This is a genomic window from Lysobacter sp. 22409, from assembly GCF_052045105.1.
GTDB lineage: Bacteria > Pseudomonadota > Gammaproteobacteria > Xanthomonadales > Xanthomonadaceae > Lysobacter > Lysobacter antibioticus_B.
Genome location: NZ_JBQEOE010000007.1, coordinates 129,139 through 153,886, shown reverse-complemented (window position 1 = coordinate 153,886; position 24,748 = coordinate 129,139). Strand labels below are relative to the sequence as shown.

Below are 24,748 nucleotides of genomic sequence, written 5' to 3'. Positions count from 1 at the left end.
ACGCAACCGCAAGCGTTTCCGAACCACGAGCTGGGCCTGATGGCGACCGTCGACGTCGGCGTGGAAGCCGAGTTGAACGAATCGGTCAGTGTGTTCGGCGTGCTGTCCTACGGCGAAAGCCTGGAGGGCAGTGACGTCAAGCAGCGCCAGGCCAACCTGGGCGTGCGGATTCGCTGGTGACGGCAGGGGNCATGCACCGCCCGATGACGACCCGGTGGATGTCTGTCGTACGCGGGCCTCGGCCTTACGTTTCGGAGTGCGGGCGCGATGGCCGACCTTCTAAGACTTTTGCCAATTTTGCGCTATCGAGCGCACTCCTAGTATTGCGCCGTTGCATTCCGAACGAGTGCTGCGACGGCATCGAAGCGCTAGGACAGGTTCTTGAATTTTTCATGGCTCAATGAGTTACGCGACGAGCGCTGGAAGCCGGCGCTCGATGGAAGTTGGTACTTGGTCATGCCGCTCACCGCGTTCCTGGATACGAGCGGCGTGCGCCAGGGCGACCGCTGGGATACGGTCTTCGATACTTGGGGCAGGCTGCAGCTGCGCAAGTATTCCATAGGGCCGGTCGCGACGCTCGATCCGTCCGGAGACCTCTGCGTGTTCATCTCCGCATCCATGGGCGACTGGCCCTGGCCCCAACAGCTATCTGCGGACATGAGCCTTGGCTCATTCTGAAGAGATCGCGATGACGCTGAACTTGAGCGTCACCGAATTCGATTGAAAGCAGACAGGTTGATCCGTTCCTCGAGAGCGGATCTTTCTTCTGAGTGCGATAAATAGCGCACTTTCCTTCGACCCAAGGCGCTCTTCGAGCATCCTGTGCCTGCGACCAACTGCGCCCTTCGAGCATCCTTGGAAGTGCTGCCCGTTGCTCCCGACGAAACTTGGAACTGGCCAAACTGTTCGTTCGGGATTTGCAAAGACGGCGACATGGCGAACGGCATCTTTTCTGCCGTCGATTCACGCGACCCCATAGTTCGAGGATGCTCATGAAGATCACTTTGCTTTCTGCCGGCCTGACCGCTGCCTTAGCCTTTTTACCCGCGCAGGTCGTGCCTGCGTCTACGCCGGACACTGCTCCGGCGCTGATTTCGCGTGATCTGTTGTTCAGCAACCCTGAACGCACCAACGTCTCGATCAGTCCCGACGGAAAGTACCTGAGCTGGGTCGCTCCATTGGATGGCGTGCTCAACCTGTGGGTCGCACCTGCAGGCCAGTTGGACAAAGCCAAGCCCGCGACCCACGACAAGGCCCGCGGCATCACCGGGTATACCTGGGCATACAAACCCGGCACGCTGCTGTATGTACGCGACAGCGGCGGCGATGAGAACTATCACGTATTCGCGTTGGACATCGTTACCGGCAACGAGCGCGATCTGTCGCCCTATCCCAAGACCCGTGCCAGTATCGGCAACATCAGTCCGCGCCATCCCGAGTCGGTGATGATCGGCATGAACGACCGCGATGCGAAGTACCACGATCTCTATCGCGTCGAGCTGAGCAGCGGCGAGCGTACATTGGTGCAGAAAAACGACGGCTTCAGCGGCTTTCTCACCGACGAGGACTATCGCGTGCGCCTGGGCTACAAGCCGGCTGCGGACGGAAGCCGCGAGATACTGGCTCTCGGCGAGAGCGGGCAATGGAGTCCTTGGGACCGCATCCCTGTCGAGGACGGTCTGACGACCCGAACCCTGGGCTATACCGCCGACGGCCAAACCTTGTACTGGCTGGATTCGCGCGGCCGCGATACCGGCGCGCTGTTCGCGCAGGGGCCCGACGGCAAGCGCCGCCTGCTGCTGGAAAACCCCAAAGCCGATATCGCCGGGGTTCTGACCGATCCCAGCAGCGGCCGGATATTGGCCGCGAGCGCCAACTACCTGCGCGAGGAGTGGACCGCGATCGATCCGCAGGTGACCGCCGACCTGGCGGCGTTGAAGACAATCGGCCCCGGTGAGGTCTCGGTGCAATCGCAGACGCTGGACAATCGCAGTTGGATCGTCCTGTATTCGGCGCCGGAAACGCCGAGTGTGTATTACCGCTACGATCGCGGCGAGCACGGTCGCCCGGGCAAGCTGACCAAGTTGTTTTCGTCGCGGCCGAAGATGGAAGGCCTGCCGCTGGCGCCGATGTGGCCACGGGAAATCCGCTCGCGCGACGGCCTGACCTTGGTGAGCTACCTGACCCTGCCGCCGCAGGCCGATACCAACGGCGACGGCAAGCCCGAGCGAGCGGTGCCGATGGTGTTGAACGTGCACGGCGGCCCCTGGGCCCGCGATTCCTACGGCTATGCCGGCACTACGCAGTGGCTGGCCAACCGCGGGTATGCGGTGCTCAACGTCAACTATCGCGGTTCCACCGGCTTCGGTAAGAATTTCCTCAACCGTGCCGACGGCGAGTTCGCCGGCAAGATGCACGACGACTTGATCGATGCGGTGGCCTGGGCGGTGAAACAGGGCGTGACCACGAAGGACCAGGTCGCGATCATGGGTGGCAGCTACGGCGGCTATGCGACCCTGGTCGGGCTGAGCTTCACGCCCGACACCTTCAAATGCGGCGTCGATATCGTCGGCCCCTCCAGTCTGGTCACGCTGATCGAATCGTTCCCGGCATACGCCGCTCCGATGCTGGAGACGACCTGGTACAAGCGGGTAGGGGATCCGCGCACGCAATCCGGGCGCAAGCACCTGCTCGAGCGCTCGCCGATCGGTCGTGTCGACAAGATCAGCAAGCCCTTGCTCGTCGGTCAGGGCGCCAACGATCCGCGCGTCACCCAGGCCGAGAGCGACAACCTGGTTGCCGCGATGAATCAGCGCAAGATTCCGGTGAGCTATGCGTTGTTCGCCGATGAGGGACACGGTTTCGCGCGCCCGGAAAACCGCAAAGCCTTCAATGCGCTGACCGAAGGGTTTCTCGGCAAGTGCTTGGGCGGACGAGTCGAGCCTATCGGTCAGGATCTGCAAGGCTCCAGCTTGTCCGTACCGCACGGTGCCGACGGCGTGCCTGGTCTGACGGAGGCGCTCAAGACTCATAAGGCGCAGAGCAAGAAGTAGAAGTTCGATCGAGTCAACGCACGGAAACGCTCAGCCATGGCTGTGCGTTTCCGTGTCGGGCCCGTTCTGTCCGTGACGAAAGCGTGTGTGAATCGGACGATCAATGCGGGGGCAGATGGCGCTCGTGCGGCGTTTGCGATGCTGCGCCCATGGCATGCGCCGCGTCGGGTGGTGTGATCGCGGCCAGTTCCGCCAGCGATCGTTCCAATGGCGTGGTGCTGGCGACACGTTGATCGACCTGCACGTACTGATTGGCGGGATCGTTCGGTATGCCGCCCCTGATCGCGAACAGATACTCGTTGTGCTCGGACGCGACGACATGATCGATGCGTCCCAGATCGGACTTCTGCGCCTCATAAGCCAGCCCGGCGGCGAGGCACTGCAAGGTTTCCGGCGCGCGGCTGCGAAGCTCCGGGTCGGAGTGAGTTTGCAGCGCGTGCAAGGCTTGCAGGTACAGCGGATGTTGCGATTGCGGCGTACTGGAAGAAGTTTGTGGCGGGTCGGGCGGCTGCATCAGGTTGAATTCTCGGTCGATGCGCGGAATTTTCGGACTGCCCTGGCTTGCCCTTGGCGATTCGTCGTCGAACTCGCGTTTGCCGAGCGCGCTGCCGGTACTCGGCCCGACTTCGTCGCTGAGTAGCGAGGCGATCCAAAGATCCAAGAGTTCGGGCGACCGCGGTACGGGCGGCAGCGGCGGAGATCCGGGAGGCGTGGTGAACGGGACCGGCGCTTCGCCATCCGGATTCCACTTGGCAGACATCCTCGTCTCGAGCAGTGAGCTGCCACTGAGGTCGACAGCATCGCTGCTGGCGGCATATTCGTCGCCCACACGCTGCTCGGACATGCCTAGCCATGAGGAGTCGTAAAACAATGGTCTGGGCTCGGGTTGGCCAGGAGCGGGCAGCGTTGCGGTTTCTACCGGGTCGTTCGCCGGTGCCGGCACGGATGCATCGCTGAAGATCGGAATGCCGGTGGGGCTGAGATCTACCCCGCTGGCCCAAAGGGTCGCGGTATCGAGATGGAGCGCAGACAGTCGCACCTGGATTTGCGAGGAGGCGGTTTGATGGATTTCCCCGATCGCCATGGCCGCGTAGTAGTGCCGATAGTCGCAGTTCCCCGACGGGCCCAGGCGCGAGCGCTCCGGCGGAGCGTCGAAGTAGCACTGCGATATCCTGGCGATGGCTTCGGTGCTGGCCGGCATGCTCCGGTCGGAGTTCAGAACCGCCTCGATCTCCGGCTTGAAATCGTAACCCAGGCTACCGGCGCTGGGCTGGAAGTAAAGGTCTTTCCGACCTGGAACCGACACAACGATGTCGTTGGCGTCGGGCACGTCCTTGCCGCCGTTTTTCTTGAGGACGTCCAAATGCGCATTCCAGCCCGCGATCTCCGAATACGCTTCGTCCTCGCGCATTGCTTGCACATAGAACCCGACCACGTCGGTGTAGTCGTAAGTACTGTCTGTCGCAAATATGTTTGCGATTTCGATATCGCGGCCGACACGCGCATGAAGCTCGGCGGACCTGACGCAATGTTCGAGTTCATGGCCCACGATCCAAGCCGCTGCGGTGCCGCCCTCGGCAGGAGACTTCGACAGGGCCTCGCGACTTAGCGATATCACCCCGTTCGTATAGGTATAAAGTCCGCCTAATGTCGATGTCTCCGGCAACAGGACGATCGAGGTCAGCCCACCCTCGGCCATGGCCCTGCGCAACTGACTTCGCAGATGCGGAGAGTCGGCGAACAGCTGTTTTAGATTGGCGTACTCGATGGTGTCGGCGCCGATATCGTTGACACTGTCGAGCAATGCGCTGACGTCCTGCTCGGTTTCGGTTTCGGGCTCGTGCACGGGGCGCTCCACTGATCGACGCTCTAGGGGATACGTGCGGCGGCGTTTCGACAGGACGCGGCAGACCGTCGACAAGCGTGTCGATAGTCACAAATTGCGCAGATTGCGGGCGTGCTCGCAGCAGCGAGAGCCGGGCGATCCAATCTCGATGGCCTCGCAGCGGTCGAGCAAGCTCATCCGGTCTTGGTTGGGGCAGTGCCTGGGCGATCTCGGACAGAGGATTCGCCGGGACGAACGGGGCGACCAGGGCCGGCCCCAGCGCTGAGTGCCTTGGGCCTACCAGAATGGCCGGAGGGGAGGGCTGCAGCATCGAGCGCCGAAGCCCTCCAATGGGGGCTTTGCGCACGGAGTTTTGCGCTTGGGATGGGCCGCTCTTGCCATTTTCCCTTTGCCAAAGGGGGCAGGGGGATTTGCTTTCGCCGTCGCCTTGGTCGAGAAAGGCAAGTATCGTGATGGCGACGGCGCGTAGTCCGCCGACATCTCAACTTCCGAGAGAAAGCATCCATGGAGAAGGTCGCCGCGAGTCTGGTTTGCGCATTGGCGCTTGCGTGCGCAATGGGGCCGGCACAAGCCAATCAGGCGGAAATGGCTGCGCATGCGCGAGCGATGAACGACATCGCGGCGACCCCACCGTGTTGCCACGGGGAAGACGACGAAGATCAATGGCAAGGCTACGAGCCCAACTTCTCTGCCGAAGATCTGCAGGAGATGCTCCACAGGAGCAAGCAGGAGGAGGCGGAAAGCCTGCGCAAGCATCAGCAACGGATGGCGCGCGACCCTGACTACCGGGCCTTCTTTGACGGATTCTGGAATTTCAGGCCGGCAGCGGATAACGCGCCAGGACAGTACTGCGCCGCGCGTTTCTATCGCGAGGGCAGCAGCATGATGATTCTAGGCCCGGGCGGCGGCTCTCCCTACGCCTATCTGGCGCTTTACGGGCGCGGCGTTCCCAAACCCAAGTCGGCGCAGAAGTTGACCGTCCAATTGCACCAGACCGGGGAAGAGCGCCAGGCCGTCGAGGTATTCAACCTGCCGATGGCGGGCACCGGCGGCGACGGCATGTTGCTGATGGCCGTCGAGAACGTGGACGCGCTGCTCGATGGGATGCTCGACCAACATCGATTCGAGGTCTTCGATCGCAAGCACGAAAACGTGCTTTACATCCTCGAATGGAGCGGAGGGCTTGCTGCGCGGGACAAACTGCGGGCCTGCGTCAAGGCCACAGAGAGGCCCAGGCGCTAGCGGCCAGGCCGCCATCGTCCACGCCGAGGAGACATCATGACGATCGAGCGTATGGATAACGTCGGCATCGTGGTGGAAAACATCGATGCCGCCATCGGGTTTTTCACCGAGCTCGGCTTGGAGCTCGAAGGATGTGCCCCGATCGAAGGGGATTGGGCGGATGGCGTCACCGGATTGCACGACATGCGCGTCGAGATCGCCATGATGCGTACGCCGGACGGTCATAGCCGGCTCGAGATCTCCCGATTCCTCGCGCCGCATGTCGTCGCCGATCATCAGTCGCTTGCCGATTTCGCTTTGGCAAATCTGCCCCCTCTCCCGCTAGGGGAGGGGGGCTTTACGCGCCGCAATGACGGCATCAATAGTCGAAGCGGACACGCAGGCCGACCGTGCGGGGGTCGTTCCAGTAACCGCGGATGAAGCCGCCGGCATCGTCGGCCCAGTTCTTGGTCATCTTGTCGGTGGCGTTGAGCACGTACAGCTCGGCGCGCCAGAACGACGGCGACTGCAGACTCAGACTGGCATCGACCGTCGTATAAGCCTCCTGCGCGTCGGAGACGTGCGCGTTGTCGAGATTGCGCAAGGTGAAGTACATCTTGTCCTGCCACTTCACGCTGAGCCAAGGCACCAGTTCATAGCCGTTGCCGAACTTGAACGTGTGGGAGACGTTGATACCGGCGGTGAATTTCGGCGTCATCGGCAGGTGGTGGCCGGTGATGTCGTAGATCTGGCGACCGGCCAGGGTCGGGTCGGGGCCGCTGTAGGGCTCCGGGCAAGGCACGGCGCCGAACTCTTCGCGCACGCCGCAGTTCCATTCGTCGCTGAAGCTGGGGTAGTCCTTGATCTTGCTGTCGATGTAGGAGAAGAAGCCGCCGATACGGGTGTTGGGTGTGGGCAGATAGTCCACTTCCACTTCCAGGCCCGGGATGTTCACCGTTCCGACGTTGACGGTCTGCCACTTCTTGATCACATCGCAGGTCGGGTCCCAATCCGGGCAGGGTTCGTTGACGTGCACCTTGGCGGCGAAGAAATCGCCGGTCACCTGCATGTCCTTGTAGCGGCTGTAGAAGGCGGTGACCGACAGGCTCAGGCGCTTGTCCAGCAGCAGGCCCTTGTAGCCGATTTCGAAATTGGTGACGGTTTCCGGCTCGTACGGGAAGAAGGTGTACTGCGGGCCGGGCGGGCCGTCGATGCAGACTTTGCCGCCGCAGGCATCGTCCTTGTCGCCGAAGCCGCCCGCCTTGTAACCGGTGGAGAGTGAGGTGAACAGGATCTCGTCATCGGACAGGTCCTTGGTCAGGCCCAGTCGCCAGGTGACCTTGCGCCAGGATTCGGAGTGTTCGTTCTCGGCCGGGGGGCCCCACAGTTTGTAGGCATCGATACCGCCGAACGGCCCCATCCGTTCGGTCAGCTCGCGGCCGTTGTGGGGACGGAAGCCCGGTTCGCCCGGCGTGCCCGGGTGGTACAGGCCGTTGTAATAGGCCGTCGATTCGGCATCCCAACCGCCATACACCTGGCCGCCGCGATCGGTTTTTTCGTCGCGGCTGTAGCGTGCGCCCAGCGTTGCGGTCCAGGTGGGAGCGAAGCGCCAGTCGGCCTGGGAGAAGATCGCCTTGGCGTCGATCTGGCGGTTGGGCTGATGGTAGAACTGGCTGATCGGATAGCCGAACGGCGCGTTGACCAGCATTTCCTGGGCATAGTCGATCGAGTTCTTCTCGTGCATCCAGAACAGGCCGGATACCAGCTTCAGGCGTTCGCCCTGATGCTTGAACTGCAGTTCGTGCACGAACGACTTGTACTTCGAGTCCAGGGTGATCGAGGTGTTGTCGCGCACCGGCCACACGCCCCAGTCGCCCGCCGCCGGCACCGGCAAGGTGGCGGTAACCTGCGAGGGGATCTCGTGGTAGCCGCCATCGTCGTCGGCGATCTGCGAGCGCTTCTGTGTGGCGAACGCCACGCTGTATTCGATGCTGTTGGTGTCGCTGAGGAACCAGTTGAGATTGGAGCGCACCGTGTCGATCGACATGTCGGTCTTGCCCGGCACGTTGATCTTTACGTCCCACTTGCCGCCTTGGCAGGCGAAGCGGGTGCCGGCCGCCTGCTTGCAGTCCTTCAGCCCGACCTGGCCGGCGCCGGAGTTCTGGAACTTCTCGTAGGCCAGCAGCCACTCGACGTCGTCGGTGATGGCGAAGCGCGCGGCGAGGCGGACCGCCCATTCGTCGCGGTTGTAGTAATACTCGTCGCGCCCGACCTTGACGTTGCGGCGCTGGTCTACGTCGGGAATGCCGTCGGCGATGAACCCGCGCTCGGGAATATCGACGTCGGTGAAGTCCTGCTGTTGGTCGATCCAGCCATCGCGCTCGACCTTGGTGGCGGACAGGCGCAGGGCGAAGCGATCGTTCACCGCGATGTTCTGGATCAGGTTGAGCTGGCGCAGGTTGTAGCTGCCGACTTCGAGCTCGGTGCTGCCGAAGCTGGAATCGAAACGGGGCTTGGCCGGAATGATGTTGATGCTGCCGCCGGTGGAGTTGCGGCCGAACAGCGTGCCCTGCGGGCCGCGCAGCACTTCGACCTGGTCGACGTCGAACATCAGCGCCAGCGCGCCTTGCGGACGCGGCGAGTACAGGCCGGCCACGTGCAGGCCCACGGCGGGGTCGCCGATCTCGGTGAAGTTGTTGGCGCCGATGCCGCGGATGCTGACCTGCACGCCGGAATCCGGGCCGGAGGCGATCTGCAGATTGGGCATGCTGCCGGACAGGCCGCGCACGTCGCGGATGCCCTCGCGGGTCAATGCTTCCTGGGTGACGGCGGTGACGGTCACCGGCGTCTTCAGCAGGTCCGATTCGATGCGGGTGGCAGAAACATGCACGGTTTCCAGTGTCGTTCTGGCTTCGCCAACGGGAGTGGCCCGGGCTTCGCCAGCGTCAGCCTGTCCGGCGTCGACCTGCCCGGCGCTGACCTGTTTGCTGTCCTCGCTCGTACTGGACTGGGCCATCACCGGCGCGCTTGCGCAGCCGATCAATACCGCGGCGATTGCGACGGCGATGCCGGTCGGTCGGACATCGCTGGGATGCTTCTTCATTATGGGCTCCTGGTTGTACGGCGACTCGGGCCGGCGGACCCGCGCAGTGGCTGGTGCGGTTGCCCGATCAGGGCGAGGCGGGAGTGTTCGAGGCGGGCGTGTTTTTCGCGGAATACACGGTCTGGTTGCGTACCAGTGGCCTGGCCCAGGCACCGACGCTGAGGATGTAGAGCAGGGGGATGAAGACCAGCGACAGGCCCACGCGCAGCCCCCAGTGGTCGGCGATGAAGCCGATCAACAGCGGCACGATGGCGCCACCGAGAATGCCGCTGCACAGGATTCCCGAGAACGCGCCGTGATGCTGGCGCACCGAGTTCAATCCCAGCGAGAAGATCACCGAGAACATCACCGACAAGAAAAAGCCCGCGGCGGGGAAGGCCAGTAGAGAGATGTCCGCGGAGCCGAACAGAGCGAGGGCCAGGCAGGCGATGGCGAGCGTCGAGAAGATCGCCAGCACCCACTTCGAGTCGATGAGTTTCAGCAAGCCCAAGCCGGCCAGGCAGCCCAGCGACATCAAGCCCCAGAAGCGGCTGACGGCAATCGCACCTTGCTCGGTGGCCGACATGCCGTGGTAGCTGTGCAGGAACTGCGACATCCAGTTGGCGAGGGACTGCTCGGTGCCGACATAGGCGACGATGGCCAGGAAGAACAAACGCACATCGACGCGGCGCAGCAGGCTGCGGTAGGCCGCGCGGCTGCCCACGCGCTCGTCTTCCTTCAGCGCCACCGCCGGCAACGGCAGCTTGTAGTTGAGCAGAGCCAGCAGTACGAAGGCGGCGCTGAAGAACCAGTAGAACGTCAGCCAGGCCAGCGGCTGCCCCTCCACGCCGGGGCGTTGCATGTAGAGCCGAAACGCCAGCGGGCTGAGGAAGGAGGCCAGGCCGAACACCAACTGCGCCATCACCGAAAAGAAGGCGAAGTGCTCTTCGCCGCCGGCCGTGCGCATCAGCGGGTTGATCACCACCTGCAGCAGGGCCATGCCTAAGCCGATGACGAACAGCCCGGCCACCACCGAGACGTAACCCGGCATCACGGCAATGGCCAGGGCGCCGATGAAATTCAGCGCGAAGGCGGTAAACAGAGTGAAGCGCGTGCCGCGGACTTCGATCAACAGGCCGCCGGGGATCGAGATCAAGCCGTAGGCCAGGAAGAATGAGAACGGCATGAAGCCGGCCATGGTCAGGCTGAGCTTGAAATCCTGGATGGCGATGGGCATCAGCGGCCCGATCAGATTGGTGATGAAGGAGATCGCGAACCAGATCAGGAGGATGTAGCTGATGATCATCGGCTGGTGCTTCACGATCGTCTCTCCGGGGTCAGGACTGCGGCTGCAGGCAGTGGGCGAGTTCGCCGGCGCCGATGCGCTTGCGCGGGAAGCGGGGCAGGATCGCGCTGGCGGTGCGGCAGCCGGCCGCGAGCGCGTCGCGCAGGCTGGCCTGCTTCGTGCTGGCCTGGCTCGTGCTGGTTTGACTCAGGCGCGCCGCCAGATAACCGGTATTGAAGCTGTCGCCGGCGCCCACGGTGTCGAAGATGTCGCCGACCATCTCGGTGGTGTAGCGGATGCTCCGGCCATCGACGTGCCCCAGCGCACCCGCGGCGCCCAATTTGACGATCAGATGGGCACCGGGCTTGAGCAGGCGGGCGACGTGTTGCACCGCAAGCTCCAGGACCCGGCTGTCGTCCAGATCCTGGCCGTCGTCCTGGCTGCCGGCGATGCTCACCGCCTCCAACTCGTTGACCAGCAGATGGTCGCAATGCGCCAGCCAGCCTTCGACTTCCTGATGCACCTGCGGCGTCCAGCCTTCCGGCGGCCAGCCGGTATCCAGTGCGACCTGATAGCCCTTGCTCGAGGCCGCGGCCAGCAGCTGGCTGAAGCGCTCGCGCAGGCCCGGCAGCAGGAAGGGGGCGGTGAACAGGGCGATGCTGCCGGGAGATGCCTGCGGCAGGTGTTCGAGTACGAAGTCCGGAGTCAGATGCTGCAGGTGCCCGCAACTGGTGAAGAAGGTGCGTTCGCCATCGGCATGCATCAGCCCGACCGATACGGTGGTGTCGCTGGCACAGGTCTGCAGTTCGACTCGGATACCCGCCAGCTGCAGTAGCAGCCACTGGGCCAGGTCGTCGTCACCGATGGCGCCGATCAGATGCGGGTTCAGGCCCAGGTGCCGGGCCGCGAGGGCGGAGTTGGCCGCCGAACCGCCGGCGCGCAGTTCGCTGCGCGGCAGCAGTTGTTCGGTACCGATCTTGGGCCAACCGTCCAGCGTGCCCAGGACCAGGTCCACGCTGACGTCGCCGACGATGCTGAGTTGGGGCGGGTTGAACTGAGACCGGCCGAGCTCCGGCTGGCGGGATTGAGGTTGGCTGGATTGGGACTGGCTGGACTCGGACCGGTTTGACTCGGTCCGGTTGGGCTGGGGCCGGCTGGGTTCGGGATGCTCTAGCTTCATGGGGCGACTATAGTCACCCCAATTTTGCTCTGTCAATAAAAATATCCAGTGGAAGTATAATTAAATTCGGCGGCCCCCGGCAGCCGGGCGGTGACCCAGCAGCTCGGCCGTCTGCAGCTCCCCGAGTTCATCTTTCTGCAGGCCTTCCAGGCGCGGCGAGAGCAACTCGTGGATGGGCAGCACCGCGGCGCCCAACAGCGAACAGTCCTCCTCGCGTTGGGAAATCATCACCCGCGGCCATTCCGGGGCAGGGCGGCCGCGTACCGAGCGGTGCCATGGCTGGGCCAGGTCGACCAGGCGCTGCACCAGTTTCTGCGGCGCCGACCCGCCGATGACGATGGTCTGCGGGTCGAGCATGTTCTCGATCATGCAGATGGCATCGCGCAGCCGCTGGGATGCCTGCCGGCACCACTGCTGCAGGGGTTCGTCGGCAGCGTCGTCCAAGCGGTCGAGCACGTCGGACGTGCGGATTTGTCCGTCGTCCAGGCCCAGCGCCTCGGCCAGCGAGTGCAGCGACAGGTAGCGCTCCAGGCAGCCCTGGTTGCCGCAATAACAGGGCGTGCCGCCCGGGACCACCGGCACGTGACCGATCTCGGTGGCGTTGCCGTCGGTGCCGCGGTAGGTGTTGCGAGCGACGATCAACGAGCCGCCCAGGCCCATGCTCAGGTGCAGGTAGAAGAAGTTGTCGAGGTGCCGGGCGACCCCGTACAAGGTCTCGCCCAGCGCGCCCGCCACGCTATCGACGCTGTGGAACAGGGGCAGGCCGGTGGCTTCCTGCAACTGGTCGAGGATGGACAGGTCCTTCCAGCCTTCCAGCGCGGTGGGGCCGACGAAACTCAGCTCGGTGTCGCCGAGCGGGCCGGGCAGGGCCACGCCGATGCCCCACAGCCGGGCATTGGCCTGCCGGCGCAGCTTGGCCACGAGCTCGAGCAAGCCGGCCAACAACTGCGATCGATCGCAGCCCTGCAACTGCACCTCGCAGCGCGCATCGATCTGGCCCAATAGATTCACCAGCGCGCCCGAGGCGCGGCCAGGTTCCAGGCTGATGCCGATGGATTGGCCGGCGTCGGGATTGATCTCGAAGGCGATCGGCGGCTGGCCGCGGGTTTTCAGGTCCTTTTGCCGGCGCGAGACGATCAGGCCGATGGATTCCAGCTCATTGGTGATGTTGGCGACCGTCTGCGGGCTGAGCGAGACCTTTTCCTGGATGTCCTTGCGCGAGGCCGCGCCATGCTGGCGGATGAAATCCAGCACGAGGCGGCGGTTGTAGGGAGCGCTGGATTGCTGGGTGGCGCCGCGGCCGATATTCATAGGCGTTGAAACCGCTTGAGCGTAGGGGAGAGGGAGTTCGTATTATTCATACATCCATGTGAAGTATTTATTGACGGCGGCCGGCCACATGGCTAAGTTGCGGTGGCCAGTCTATCCGGAACCGTGCCAATGACCGCTGCGCCGCATTCCCGCAAGACCGCAATTCAAGCGATGGCCGCGCTGGCGATTGCGCTGTCCAGCCTGCCGCAGATGGCCATCGCGGCATCGACCGAAGCGTCGGCGACGAAGCCGAAGACCACGGTGTCGGTGAGCCTGCCGAAACAGCCGCTGCTGGTGCAGATCAACCAGGTGGCGCTGGAGCGGCTGGGGCCGAAACAGGCCATCGTCGAATATGCGGGCGAGGCCGGGGGGGGCACTTACACCGTGCTGCGCGATGGCCAGCCGATCAAGCAAGGCGATCTGCAGCCACTGCGGCCGTTTGCCGAGTGGGGCACGGGCAAACGCTATTTCAGCGTCGACTTTTCCGATGCGCAGGATGCGGGCAAGTACGAAGTGGAAGTGCGCATCGGCCAGCAACGTGCGGTGTCGGCGTCGGTCTCGGTGCGCGACAACGCAGTCTTCGCCACCACCGGCGCGCAGCTGCTGGGCTACTTCAAGCGCAGCCGCCACACCGATAACGCCGACCGCGAGCTACGCATCTTCCAGACCTCGCGCAAGGTGAATGTGTGGGGCGGCTGGCAGGATGCCGGTGGCGACAAGGGCAAATACCTGTCGCACCTGGGCTATGCCAACCATTTCAATCCGCAGCAGGCCTCGATGGCGGCCTGGGTGCTCGCCTATGGCGCGCATGCGCGCAAGGCCCTGTTCGCCGCCCACGACTTGCAGACACAGGTTGAGGACGAGGCGTTCTGGGGCGCGGACTATCTGCACCGCATCCTCGATGCGGAGGGCTACTTCTACACCACCGTGTTCGACCAATGGGGTACGCCCGGCGTCGAGCGCATGGTCACCGGTTATGAAGGCTCGGCCGGAACGTTTACTACCTTGTACCGCTCGGCATTTCGCGCCGGCGGCGGCATGGCCATCGCGGCGCTCGCGCGCGCTTCGATGTTGGCCAAGCAAAGCGGCCGCCATGGCGAATTCGACGGTGCCCAGTATCTGGCCGATGCAGAGCGTGCCTATGCGCACCTGCGCCGGTTCAACCCGCAATACGGCGCCGACGGCAAAGAAAACATCATCGACGACTACACCGCGTTGATGGCGCTGGTGGAACTGCACAACGCCACCGGCCAGTCGCGCTATCTCGACGATGCGCGCGAGCGCGCCGCCCGCTTGATGGCGCGGCAACAGGCCGACGGCGGTTTCGTCAGCGATGGCGGCAGCCGCCCGTACTACCATGCGGCCGAGGCCGGCTTGCCGGTGATCAGCCTCTCGGCCTATGTCGATATCGAACCGGAGCAGGGGCGCCGCCAGCGTGCGCTGGATGCCATCGGCTCGGCGCTCAAGCACGAGTTGACCATCACCAATGCGGTCGCTAACCCGTATGGCTACGCCCGCCAGCGCTTCCAACTGACCCAGGACGGCAAGGCCACAGGCGAGGTACTGGAAGGGTTCTTCATCCCGCACCGCAATGAAACCGGCTACTGGTGGCAGGGCGAAAGCGCCCGCCTGGCGTCGCTCAGCGCGGCCATGGTCATCGGCGGCCGCAAGCTCGCAGACCATGACGCGGCCGGTTATAGACTGCCCGCCGATCGAGCCGCTTATGCGCAGAGCCAACTCGACTGGACCCTGGGCCGCAACCCTTACGGCATCTCCATGCTCTACGGTTTCGGCAAGAAAAATCCGCCGACCGTGCTGGAGAGCGCCGGCGAAATGTTCGTGGGCGGTATCTCCAACGGCATCACCGGCGCACCGGGCAGCGACACCGGTGCCGGCATCAGCTTCGCACCTGGCCCGGATTCCGAGCAGTGGCGCTGGGTGGAGCAGTGGATTCCCCACACCACCTGGATGCTGTTCGCGGCCATGACGATGACGACGGCCGAAACGCGTTGAGCTGGCTGCGGCGTTCGTTCCGAATCCGCAAGAGTTGGGCTGAGGAACGAATTCGCGCAAGACACGCGCAATGGCGATGCGGGTGGCGTTGCCGCGCAGCGGCGCTAGCTTAGGCGCAGGGCGCGTATCAGGGCGGAAAGCGCCGCCGATTGATGGCGACGGTCCGGGTAGTAGATGAAGAAGCCGGGAAAAGAGGGCGACCAATCTTCCAGCACCCTGATGAGCTTACCCTCGTCGATGTAGTCCGCCACCTGGTCTTCGTAGGCCAGCGCGATGCCCACACCGGCCAAGGCGCCGTGGATGGCCAGGCTCGTGTCGTCGACGACGAGCGACCCGTTGGCGGTGATCGTCACGGGCGCGCCGCCTTTCTCGAATTCCCATCGGTACGGGCCGCCCGGAAGGCGCAGCCCGATGCAGTTATGGGTGCTCAGGTCCCGCGGTTTCAGGGGGCGGCTGCGCGTCGCGAAATACCCGGGCGAAGCGACGGCGGCCAGGCATAGTTCCTGGGTCACGCGCACGGCGATCATGTCCTTCTGAATGAATTCTTCCAGTTGGATGCCGGCGTCGAACCCGCCTGCAACCAGATCCACCGGGCCCGTGCAGGTGGACACATCAAGCACCACCTCGGGATAGGCCGCGGCGAACGCCGGAAGTTTGGCCAACAGCACCGACACAGCGGCGGATTTCGAGACGGCAAGACGAAGCCGGCCGGTCGGCCGGTCTCGAGCGGTGCGGACCTCGTTGAGCGCCCGATCGATCTGCTCGAGCGCAGGCGAGAGCGTCTTCAACAGCGCTGCACCCGCGGAGGTCGGCGCCACGCTCTTGGTCGTGCGCGCGAGGAGCTGCAGTTCCAGCCGACGTTCCAGGCCGCGGATCGTGTGGCTCAACGCGGACTGTGTGACCCCAAGCCGCGCCGCAGCCCTGGTAAAGCTCCGCTCAGTGGCGACGATGGCGAACGCTGCGAGGTCATTGAGTTCGCTCTTCATGAAATCGGCTCATGAGTTCTATGTGGGTATTGGCAATTTACTCATATATAGGCGCGATCTAAAGTGATTCCTGTGGCGACCGGGAGAGCACGCCCCAGAGCGGAAGAGCGGACCGGCCGTCCTCGCTTTCGCAGCAATCTCCGACATCGGGCAGTTAAATCTATGGAAGACGCTGAAAACACCTTGCGAGCCTTGGCTCAAGTCTATTTCGATGCCGCGTACGACATGGACGCCGAGCAGTTCCAGTCGATATTTCACCCCCTCAGTGCCGTAACCAGAATCGGCGACGACGGCGAAGTCAGCGTGATGCCGATCGAGACCTGGCTGGGCGGCGTGCGCAATGCGACCGCTCCACGAAAGCTCGGCCTCGAGCGCAAGGACGAGGTCGTCGCGATCGATGTTTCGGACAACCTCGCCCTGATAAAGCTGAAGCTGAAGCTGCAGATGCCGCCGCGTCACTTCACCGACCTGCTGTCGTGCCTGAAGGTGCAGGGCGGCTGGAAGATCGTTCAGAAGGTGATGTCGGTCAACCTCCGCCAGTAGATTCGACCGAAGCAGGTGGAGCGTCAGCCTGAGACAGGCCTCCGACCGGGGGCCTTCGTTCGGTTGCAGCCGATCCGCCCGGTCCGACGATCGTTCGAGCAGATCGGGGCGGACCGACCTTGACCGTCGGTCATCCGCTCCATACTCGTCCGCAAGCGCCAACCGAAACTTCGTCGCCGTTGTGCATAAATCGGTTTCCGGTGCGACTCGCGCGAACCGCAGTTCGTGAGACGAGTCGGGCCAGCATGGCCGGTGAGTGTTCACGGGGACCTGAGGAGCGCGCGTAGCCGACGCGGGAGCCACGATGTCTGCCTGGGAAAATAGCGATTGACGCAGGCCCTTGATTTGCAAGGCCCCCCAGTACTGGCTTGCGAACAGCGTAGACAGCATCGCCTGGTCGATTCAGGTTTATGCCAAGTGGCCGCCATGACGTGTCGCCCGCGTTGTACTCGCTATAGAGCCAGGGTCGGGTTCTAGGGAGTGGTGCGCATGAAAAGGGATGCGGCAGTCGTGTTCGTTCACGGGCTCGCAAAGAAGCCCGCGCCAGAGAAGCTGGAGGAGATTTGGATGTGGGCATTGTCCCGCGACAATCCGATGCCCAGCGTCTTCGCACCGCCCAACTCCGGCGTCCATCTGGACAACCGCGGTATTCCCAGGCACTTCGGGTACTACGCCGACGTCTTCTACGGCACCGACTACGAAACGGAACTTTCTTCGTACTACGAGTCCGCAGGGGATGCAGGGGAGGCCGAAATAGTGGCGGAAGTTGCGGGCATGGAAGATGTGCCCGGCAAAATGGAGTTGCTGACCGACGAAGAGCGACGCTTCGTTACCAGCCTGGAATCGAAATTCAGCGCGCAACTTGCCCTGTCACCAGTCGCCGTCGCGAATCCGGCTTCATCGCTGGAGGAGGCGTCGGAGTACGAAATCGCAAGCTGGCTGCCGGCCCCGATCAAACAAGCCATCGTGCGTGCCGCGGCGATGGAGGCCTACTACTATCTGTTCGACAAGGAATACGTCCGGCAAGACGGCCGTCGCTTCAAGGTTCGCGAGGAACTCCGCACCCGGTTGCTTCATAAGCTCAATGCGGCCCGCGAGGAATCGGACCGGGTCATCGTCGTTTCGCACAGCATGGGCACGATAGTGGCGTATGACGTTATACGTAACTGCGATGACTGCCCCCATGTCCACGCCTTACTTACCCTCGGATCGCCCCTGGGGGTAAAGGAGGTACAGGACGAATTACACGCACCAGGAAGCAGCAAGCCCGACTTCCCACCCTCTCGCCTCGATCGTTGGATCAACATCTACGATCCGCTCGATCCGATTTGCGGCGCGGACCCACGGTTTGCGAATGACTATGCGGGGGCAGGAGGGAAGGGCGTCGAAGATATCAAGGAATCCAACTGGGGGCGTTGGAGACACAGCGCTACGCACTATCTGGCTGGCTCCCGGCTACGCGAACAGCTCATCGCAGCAATGGGCCAATAGCTCATGCGCGCGGTGGACGGCGATGCGATGCTAGAGCTCGCCAATTCCCTCGCGGAGGGAAACTGTGGCTCCGCCCCGCCATGGGAGCTCGCAGCGGCGGTGGACTTGCTTATCGCCTCATTTGGAAACGGCCAACAGCGCCGTTCTGTCGACGAAGTAAGGCTTGCGATGCGTGCACTCAACGCGCACCGCCATTTCTATCATGCGCAACGGTTGGGTGAGGCTTGGCACGCGTGCGTCGGCTTGGATCCGACCATCGCCAAACACCAGGCCCAGGCGCTGATTAATCTTTCCGGGCTCGATGCTGCCGAGCGGCTTTTGCACGAGGCCCTATCCGCAGCCGAGGCGCCTGGAGCATCCGCGGACGCCATGTCCGAAATAGTGGAATACCAAGGCCTACTGGGGCGCATCGACAAGCAACGCTTCGTGTCGCGCGCAAACAAGGGCAGCCTGGTCAAGGCCACCGATCGCTACCTTGAGCAGTTTCATGCGCATCGGGACAAGCCCTACTGGCTGGCCATCAACGCCATTGCGCTGATGAGCCGGGAGCTCAAGGAAGGACTGCCGCCTCGCCCTGCATCGCCGACGCAAATGGCGCAAGTCCTTTGCGAACGTCTCCTCGCCCTCCATGCCAATGATCCCGGCGACTCGTGGCTTTGCTCCACGCTTTCGGAAACCTACCTTGCTCTCGGCGAATGCGAGTCGGCGGAATTCTGGTTGTACCGTTTCCTCCACCATCCTCGCACGCTGCCGTTCCATGTTGAAAGCTACGAGCGGCAACTTCGCGAAATATGGCAGGGCAGCGCGCTCGGCACGGGGCCGGAATGCGCAAACAGGCTGGCAACGATCATCGCGCGATATGTGCTGCGCTCCGAAGCGAGGGTTTCCATCTCGCCAGGCCGCGTGCAGGCGATTACCGAGGCGATCGCCAAGCGCCCGGCCGAGTTGGAGAAGAACTTCGCAGGCGAGTCCGGTTTCAGCCTCGCTTTGCTCCAACGCATGGTTTCCGCGTGCAGCTCCATCGGTTGCGTGACCAAGCGTGGCATGGAACGCCTGGGCACCGGATTTCTGGTGGCGGGCGCCGAGATCAATCCGGCGTGGGGAGCCGAGCCGGTGTTCGTTACCAACGCGCACGTCATCAGCGAGGAAGTCGCCGGCGCGATCCCGCCGAGCGATGCCCTGGTCACTTTTGAAGTGGAATGCGCTACCGCACCGCAGCCAGTGTTCCACCGTATAGCGGAGGTGTTGTTCACCTCGGCGCCCGGCAACCTCGGCATGCGATGCGCGCGCCAGGATAGTCTCGACGTGACCATCGTACGTCTCACCGAAACTACGACCGGGTTTTCCGGGCTCGCAACGGCGAGGGCGCTGCCACTGGTCAGCCAGAAGGCCAAAACTTACGTCGTGGGCCATCCGCTGGGGAGTGGATTGCAGATATCGCTGCATGACAGTTTGTTGCTGGATATCGACGACGATGGTCGCCTCATTCACTACCGCACGCCGACGGACCCCGGCAGCTCGGGAAGTCCGGTTTTCAACTCGCAGTGGGAGGTGATCGGCGTTCATCACGGCGGCTCGGCGTCGATGCCGCGCCTGCGTGGAGAAGGCTGTTATGAAGCCAACGAAGGGATCGCGTTTCATGCAGTGCGGAGTGGGGCATCTGTAACTTCGCCGGCGACAAGCCAATAGAACCGATGTGAGGACAGCGAGTGTCGCCCATCTTCATCAGCCACTCCTCGAGCGACAATGCGCAGGCTTGCGCGTTGCGCGACCGGCTCGCCGTCAACAGCTGGAGCGACGTCTTCCTCGATCTCGACCCGCGCCGCGGCTTGATAGCGGGCGAGCGATGGCAAGTGGGGCTGCCCCAGGCCGCGCATCGCTGCGGAGCCTTGATCTTCGTGATTTCGCCGACGTCGGCCGCCTCCAGATGGTGCCTGACCGAATTCCTACTCGCCAATTCGCTCGGCAAGCGCATCTTCGGCGTCATCGTTCAGCCGATCGACCTGAGCGAGCTGCCGCGTGAGATGGACCGCCCTTTCTAGATGTCGATAAGATGGAACGTTTGCCTACATCGACCAGCGCGACCAACGCCGCACCTCTTGAGGAGTCGCTCGCCGAACGCTACGACGTGTTCATCTCCTATAGCCGCAAAGACATTCAGTTCGTCGCGCGGCTCGAACGAGCGCTCGAGGCCTACAAGCCGCCAAGTTCCTTGCCGCTCGAACGACGTCGCCTGCGTGTTTTTCGAGATGCCCAGGATCTGACCGGGCCCGAGTACGGCGTTTCTATCCGGGATAACCTGCGGCGATCGAAGAGGCTCCTTGTGGTGTGCTCGCCCAACGCGCGCCAGAGCGCTTTCGTCGACCAGGAGATCGAGTGGTTTCTCGAAACGCACGAGAACGCCGATGTGATCTCGCTGTTGCTCGACGGCGTACCGAACAACGAAGCCGATGCCGTCGACCCACGTTGCGCCTTTCCTGCGCAACTCTGCAAGGCGCATGCGATTCCCCTTGCCGCCGACTATCGCGGCTTCGACGTAGCCAGCAATAAACCTCCCAAAGCGCCGTTCGCTGGCGCATGGCACACACTGCTTGCGAACATCTACGGCATCGACCGCAACACGCTTGAGGAGCGTGAGCGTTTGCGGCAGCGGCGTGAACGGCGTATCGCGATCGCCATCACGGGCGTGGTCATGGCGAGCCTCGCAGGCGCGGCGCTGTTCTCCTGGGTCCAGATGAAACGCGCCGAAGAACAGCGCGATGTCGCGGTTCGCGGCTTCGCGCGCTCCCTGGCCATGCAATCCGAGGACGAGCGTGAGGTAAACAAGGAAACGGCGCTTCTACTTGCCGTGGAAGCGGCGCGTGCCACACACGATGTTGACGGTACGTTGACCGACGATGCGGAGCTTGCGCTGCGGCGTGTCTTGGCGGAGGCCGGCGGCACGCGGCTCGGCATCGACACGCGTGGGCTTAGTTTTAGCGCCGACGGACGCTGGCTTGCGCGTTACGACGACGACGGCAAAGTGACCGTCTGGGATCTCAGGGCTTCTGAAAGCAAGTCTCGCGAGCTAACGCTGCCGGCGCTGCCGAACGACAAAGCGTCCGGTTCGGAGGGAGGCCGGCTGTCGGCAGCGATATTCGGACCGCAGCATCGGCTCGCCCTCATCACCAAAGATCGTGATCGGTTTGCGGTAGTCGACGTGCAGGAGCCTCGACGGGGAAAGCCACGCTGGCTGACGCCTCGCGTGGGTCGTATTCGCCATCTTGAGTTCAGTCACGACGGCACTGCATTGTTGCTAGTCGATGACAGCCCAGATCTCGCCTTGCATGAGGTCGCCGACCTGACCGCGCCGCCGACTCTCCTGCGTGGTCACGCCGCGAAGTCAGTCGACGGTGAGATGCGCGGCATTGCAACCGCGGCGTTCGGATCGACCGGTCGCTGGATCGTTACCTCCGGATGGGATGAGACGGTGCTCTTGTGGGACAGGAAGGCCATCGATGCTGCCCCCCATAAGCTGCTGACGGGCGTCATTGCAACCGCTCCGGTCTTCAGCGCGGACGACCGTTGGCTCGTCGTCGCCACGCAGTCGGCACCCCATGTGCTCTGGAGTCTTGGCGACGACGCACCGCGGGCCGTCGCGATGGCCAGCACGCCGGGCGAAACTGCTCCCGGAGCCGCGTTGTCGTTCGATGCGCCCTCGTCGGCATTCATGACGGGCGATCACCTCATCGCGGCCGGCGGCGGCGAGACGCTGGTTTGGAAGCTAAGTCTGACCGGCGCGCAGATCGAGCGGCGTATTCCTGAAAGCCTCGCAGCGCTTGGCGGCGATGGACGCCATTTCGTCACCACGCGCGTGGCGGGCGGACAACCGCCGGACTACATCATGTCGCTATGGGATGTTGAAGCATCCGCGGAGGCAAAGGCCGAAGAGCGAGTGAACGCACCGATTCATGCCGTCGGTTATTCGGCGCGCGGTCGCCGACTCGCGGCGTTGACGGATGCCCAGGAGCTGTGGGTGTGGGATCTGACGTCCGATTTCGAGTCATCGGACGCGCGCCGCTATCTCGGTGCGAAAGGCAACAAGCTCGTGATGAGTGCCGACGGTCACGCCGTCGTCATCGGCGATTGGTCGAGCGAAGCGCGGCTCTGGATGCTGACGAATCCGAGCCTTGATCCATTGCGAGTGAGCGACGTCGAAGACGACGCTGAGCTCGAGCAGCGGATGACGTCCGGCTCAAGCTCCAGTAGCCGTTCGGGTCAACCCTTCGGTGGCCTCCAGCAGATGCTGGCCTTCGACCGCGATGCCGCGCGCGTCGCCATGCCGCGCCAGGGCGGTGCTCTCGCGATCGTGACGCTAGCGCGGCCGAATCGTGCTCCGGTAACGATCCCAGTGCACGAAGACGGCGTTTCCGCGGTTGCCTTCAGTCCCGACGGCAAGCTCGTCGCGGCGGGCGACAAGGACCTCACGATACGGCTCTGGCGCAACGGCGAGCACGACAAGCCCATGGCGACACTGCGCATACCGAGCGCGGAGGGAGCCGCCTCAAGCGTATCCGTGCTGACGTTCAGTCACTCCGGTCAGCGATTGGCCGCAGGTGGCGCGTTCGGCGCGGTTGCCGTATGGGATGTCTCGAACCTGTCGGCCGAGCCGCTGACGCTGGCAGGACAGGAAGACTGGGTGACGTCCCTCGAGTTCAGTCCCGACGATGGCAGCCTCCTGGTCGCGACCGACAGTGGCGCAGCGAGCGTCGTGGCGCTCTCCAAGCCCGTATCCGTGCGTGCGCTCAAAGGTCACACGGGATTCATATGGGGCGCCTTTATTGCCGACGGCGAAGCTGTCGTCACGGCCGGGATGGACGGCAGCATCCGGGTATGGTCGATGAGGGATGCCAAGGCCGAGCCGCGCATCCTGCAGGGCCATATCGACACCATCACGACGTTGGCGCTGGTGCCTGGCGAGCAGCGCCTTATCACCGCAAGCGAAGATGGATGGCTTCGCGTGTGGAACCTGGCCTCCGGCGACCAGCCGGAAAAGGCTATAGCGCTACGCGTGCCGCTGTCGATCATCACGGTCAGTCACGATGGGCAGTGGCTCGCGCTTGCCGATCGCGCCGGCAACGTGCAGTTGCTGAGGATGGCGGCGCTCGATGCCGTGGGGAAGGAGTTTCCGTTGGCATGGCCGGGGAGGGAAGAGGATCGCGCCGGGCTCTATGCGCTGAAATTCTCCCCCGACGATCGCTGGCTTGCCGCGCTCCTCCCGGGAGAGGGCAGAGTGTGGCGTCTCGACGGCGGGGAGCTGATTCGCCTTGCTTGCGAGGCGAGCGGGCGCAATCTAGATGTCGAGGAATGGGAGAAGTATCTCGGCGAGCTCGAGTATCGCTTTACATGCCCCGAGTGGGGCCTTGGGCCGGGTTATCTCGCGCATGCACGCCGCGATGCGAAGCGCGGCCATCTCGATAATGCAGTACGGCTGTTGACGCGGGCGAAGGCATTGGTTCCCGAGCTGCCGTTCGAGCCGGCGGCGGAAGCGAGGCGTATCGGCATCGCCGGCGTGCTCGAGCGCGGTCGGGATCTGGTACGCGACGGACGATCGGACACCGCGCTCGCGGAGCTCGGTAGAGTTCGCCAAATCGACCCTGGTACCAGCTTCGATCCGGCGCAGGAAATCGAGCGCGTCAAGAAGGCGGGTAAGCTCGTCGTCCAAGCGGACGCGCAAGCCTCCATAGGCGAGCTCGATGGGGCGACTGCAAAGTATCGTGAGGCACTGGTCCTCGATCCCGGCCTCGACATCGACCCTGGCAAGCAAGCGAGCAAGATCTATGCCCCCATCCTCGTGCAAGAGGGGGAGGAATTTGCGAGGCAGGGGCACATGGAAGAGGCGATCGCGCGCTTCGAACGCGCCGAGCAGCTAGATTCGAAGGCATTATGGCGAACGCCGGAAGAAACCGCGGGCAGCGTGCGTGCGGACGTGCTCATCGCCGAAGCCGGCAAGCTGGCTGATGGCGGCGACCTGCAGGGTGCCATTGCTGGCTACCGCGCGGCGATGGTCCTCGACGAGAAGCGCGGGATCGATCCCGAAGCCGAAGCCGCCAAGCGCGTGGCGACCTATTGGCTGGAGCAGGCCTATAGAAGCGGAGAATTTCCGGGCGCCATCGAGCTGTTCGAGAAGGGGCGTTCGCTGGATGCGACCGTCAAGGTCGATTCGTTCTCGGCCAATGGGCTTTGCTGGGCCGCGGTGAAGCGCGGTTACGCGAAGCGGGTCATGGCCATCTGCAACGCCGCGGTGTCGAGCGATGCGGCCAACTGGATGGCGCGCGACAGTCGCGGGGTTGCGCGTGTGCTCGCCGGCGATACGGCCGGGGCCATCAGTGATTTCGAGGCCTATGTGCGGGCGGGCGACCGCCCCGACGTGGTTGCGCAGCGCAAGCGCTGGATCGCGCGCCTGAAGGCCGGGTGGCGTCCGCGGTCATTCCAGGAGCTCGACAGGGGCTGAATCCGATTGCCTGTACGGCCGAGCGCCGAACGGATCCGCATGCGATTGGAACGCAGCTCACCGACAGCTCAGCCGCGGCCACACCCCGACCCATTACTTCGCATAATGCCTATTATGTTATAGAACAGATGGCATCCGGCTGCCGGCTGAGCTCAGCTTCCCTGGCAACGTCATTTGCAGGCGTCATACACGCGATCGTTCCATGCCCTGCGGCCGTCGTAGCCGGTGTTCCGACCTCGCTCCG

The 24,748-nt window shown here is 63.6% G+C and carries 17 protein-coding genes; 11 read left to right on the top strand and 6 right to left on the bottom strand.

The features are described 5' to 3' along the window. The 3 genes from ACTJJK_RS06020 to ACTJJK_RS06010 all read left to right on the top strand — a co-directional run. A partial coding sequence (locus ACTJJK_RS06020; RefSeq protein WP_440729761.1) for a hypothetical protein occupies positions 1–180 on the top strand: 180 nt, incomplete at its 5' end. A 201-nt stretch (positions 181–381) separates the two neighbouring features. Then, positions 382–678 (top strand): hypothetical protein, encoded by a 297-nt coding sequence (locus tag ACTJJK_RS06015; RefSeq protein ID WP_031372421.1) that lies wholly within the window; start codon positions 382–384, stop codon positions 676–678. Between the two features lie 308 nt (positions 679–986). After that, positions 987–3,053 (top strand): prolyl oligopeptidase family serine peptidase, encoded by a 2,067-nt coding sequence (locus ACTJJK_RS06010; protein ID WP_440729760.1) that lies wholly within the window; start codon positions 987–989, stop codon positions 3,051–3,053. Positions 3,054–3,153: 100 nt separating this feature from the next. Here ACTJJK_RS06010 and ACTJJK_RS06005 read toward each other — a convergent pair whose 3' ends face one another. Further along, positions 3,154–4,899 (bottom strand): XVIPCD domain-containing protein, encoded by a 1,746-nt coding sequence (locus ACTJJK_RS06005; RefSeq protein ID WP_440729759.1) that lies wholly within the window; start codon positions 4,897–4,899, stop codon positions 3,154–3,156. Positions 4,900–5,403: 504 nt separating this feature from the next. On the opposite strand from ACTJJK_RS06005, the gene ACTJJK_RS06000 reads away from it, so the two are divergent. Continuing rightward, complete coding sequence (locus ACTJJK_RS06000) at positions 5,404–6,141, top strand: hypothetical protein (protein WP_440729758.1); 738 nt, start codon at positions 5,404–5,406, stop codon at positions 6,139–6,141. Between the two features lie 36 nt (positions 6,142–6,177). Continuing rightward, entirely contained in the window at positions 6,178–6,561 is a 384-nt protein-coding gene (locus ACTJJK_RS05995) for a hypothetical protein (protein ID WP_440729757.1), read from the top strand. Here ACTJJK_RS05995 and ACTJJK_RS05990 read toward each other — a convergent pair. From ACTJJK_RS05990 to ACTJJK_RS05975, 4 genes are all read right to left on the bottom strand, one after another. Next, a complete protein-coding gene (locus ACTJJK_RS05990) occupies positions 6,500–9,223 on the bottom strand; it encodes a TonB-dependent receptor (protein ID WP_440729756.1) in 2,724 nt (907 codons plus the stop codon). The two genes, ACTJJK_RS05995 and ACTJJK_RS05990, sit on opposite strands and share 62 nt — an antisense overlap. A gap of 67 nt (positions 9,224–9,290) precedes the next feature. Next, positions 9,291–10,523 carry an MFS transporter gene (locus ACTJJK_RS05985; protein ID WP_200875843.1) on the bottom strand — a complete coding sequence of 411 codons (1,233 nt, stop codon included), beginning with the start codon at positions 10,521–10,523 and terminating at the stop codon, positions 9,291–9,293. A 16-nt stretch (positions 10,524–10,539) separates the two neighbouring features. Continuing rightward, positions 10,540–11,667, bottom strand: a complete 1,128-nt coding sequence (locus tag ACTJJK_RS05980; protein WP_440729755.1) for a carbohydrate kinase family protein — start codon at positions 11,665–11,667, stop codon at positions 10,540–10,542. Between the two features lie 60 nt (positions 11,668–11,727). Beyond that, positions 11,728–12,978, bottom strand: coding sequence for an ROK family transcriptional regulator (locus ACTJJK_RS05975; protein WP_223621024.1), 1,251 nt, complete (start codon positions 12,976–12,978; stop codon positions 11,728–11,730). 129 nt (positions 12,979–13,107) lie between these two features. On the opposite strand from ACTJJK_RS05975, the gene ACTJJK_RS05970 reads away from it, so the two are divergent. Continuing rightward, positions 13,108–14,991 (top strand): glycoside hydrolase family 9 protein, encoded by a 1,884-nt coding sequence (locus ACTJJK_RS05970; protein ID WP_440729754.1) that lies wholly within the window; start codon positions 13,108–13,110, stop codon positions 14,989–14,991. A gap of 104 nt (positions 14,992–15,095) precedes the next feature. On the opposite strand, the gene ACTJJK_RS05965 is transcribed toward ACTJJK_RS05970, so the two are convergent. After that, positions 15,096–15,977, bottom strand: coding sequence for a LysR family transcriptional regulator (locus ACTJJK_RS05965; protein WP_440729753.1), 882 nt, complete (start codon positions 15,975–15,977; stop codon positions 15,096–15,098). Between the two features lie 162 nt (positions 15,978–16,139). On the opposite strand from ACTJJK_RS05965, the gene ACTJJK_RS05960 reads away from it, so the two are divergent. The 5 genes from ACTJJK_RS05960 (at position 16,140) to ACTJJK_RS05940 (ending at position 24,504) form a co-directional block, all read left to right on the top strand. Further along, the gene (locus ACTJJK_RS05960; protein ID WP_440729752.1) at positions 16,140–16,520 is read left to right on the top strand and encodes a nuclear transport factor 2 family protein; all 381 of its coding nucleotides are present in this window, start codon (positions 16,140–16,142) and stop codon (positions 16,518–16,520) included. 489 nt (positions 16,521–17,009) lie between these two features. Next, a complete protein-coding gene (locus tag ACTJJK_RS05955; RefSeq protein WP_031372433.1) occupies positions 17,010–18,011 on the top strand; it encodes a PGAP1-like alpha/beta domain-containing protein in 1,002 nt (333 codons plus the stop codon). A 3-nt stretch (positions 18,012–18,014) separates the two neighbouring features. After that, positions 18,015–19,700, top strand: coding sequence for a serine protease (locus tag ACTJJK_RS05950; protein WP_440729751.1), 1,686 nt, complete (start codon positions 18,015–18,017; stop codon positions 19,698–19,700). 20 nt (positions 19,701–19,720) lie between these two features. Continuing rightward, positions 19,721–20,053 carry a toll/interleukin-1 receptor domain-containing protein gene (locus tag ACTJJK_RS05945; RefSeq protein ID WP_440729750.1) on the top strand — a complete coding sequence of 111 codons (333 nt, stop codon included), beginning with the start codon at positions 19,721–19,723 and terminating at the stop codon, positions 20,051–20,053. 11 nt (positions 20,054–20,064) lie between these two features. Further along, the gene (locus ACTJJK_RS05940) at positions 20,065–24,504 is read left to right on the top strand and encodes a TIR domain-containing protein (RefSeq protein WP_440729749.1); all 4,440 of its coding nucleotides are present in this window, start codon (positions 20,065–20,067) and stop codon (positions 24,502–24,504) included. Positions 24,505–24,748 lie beyond the last annotated feature (244 nt).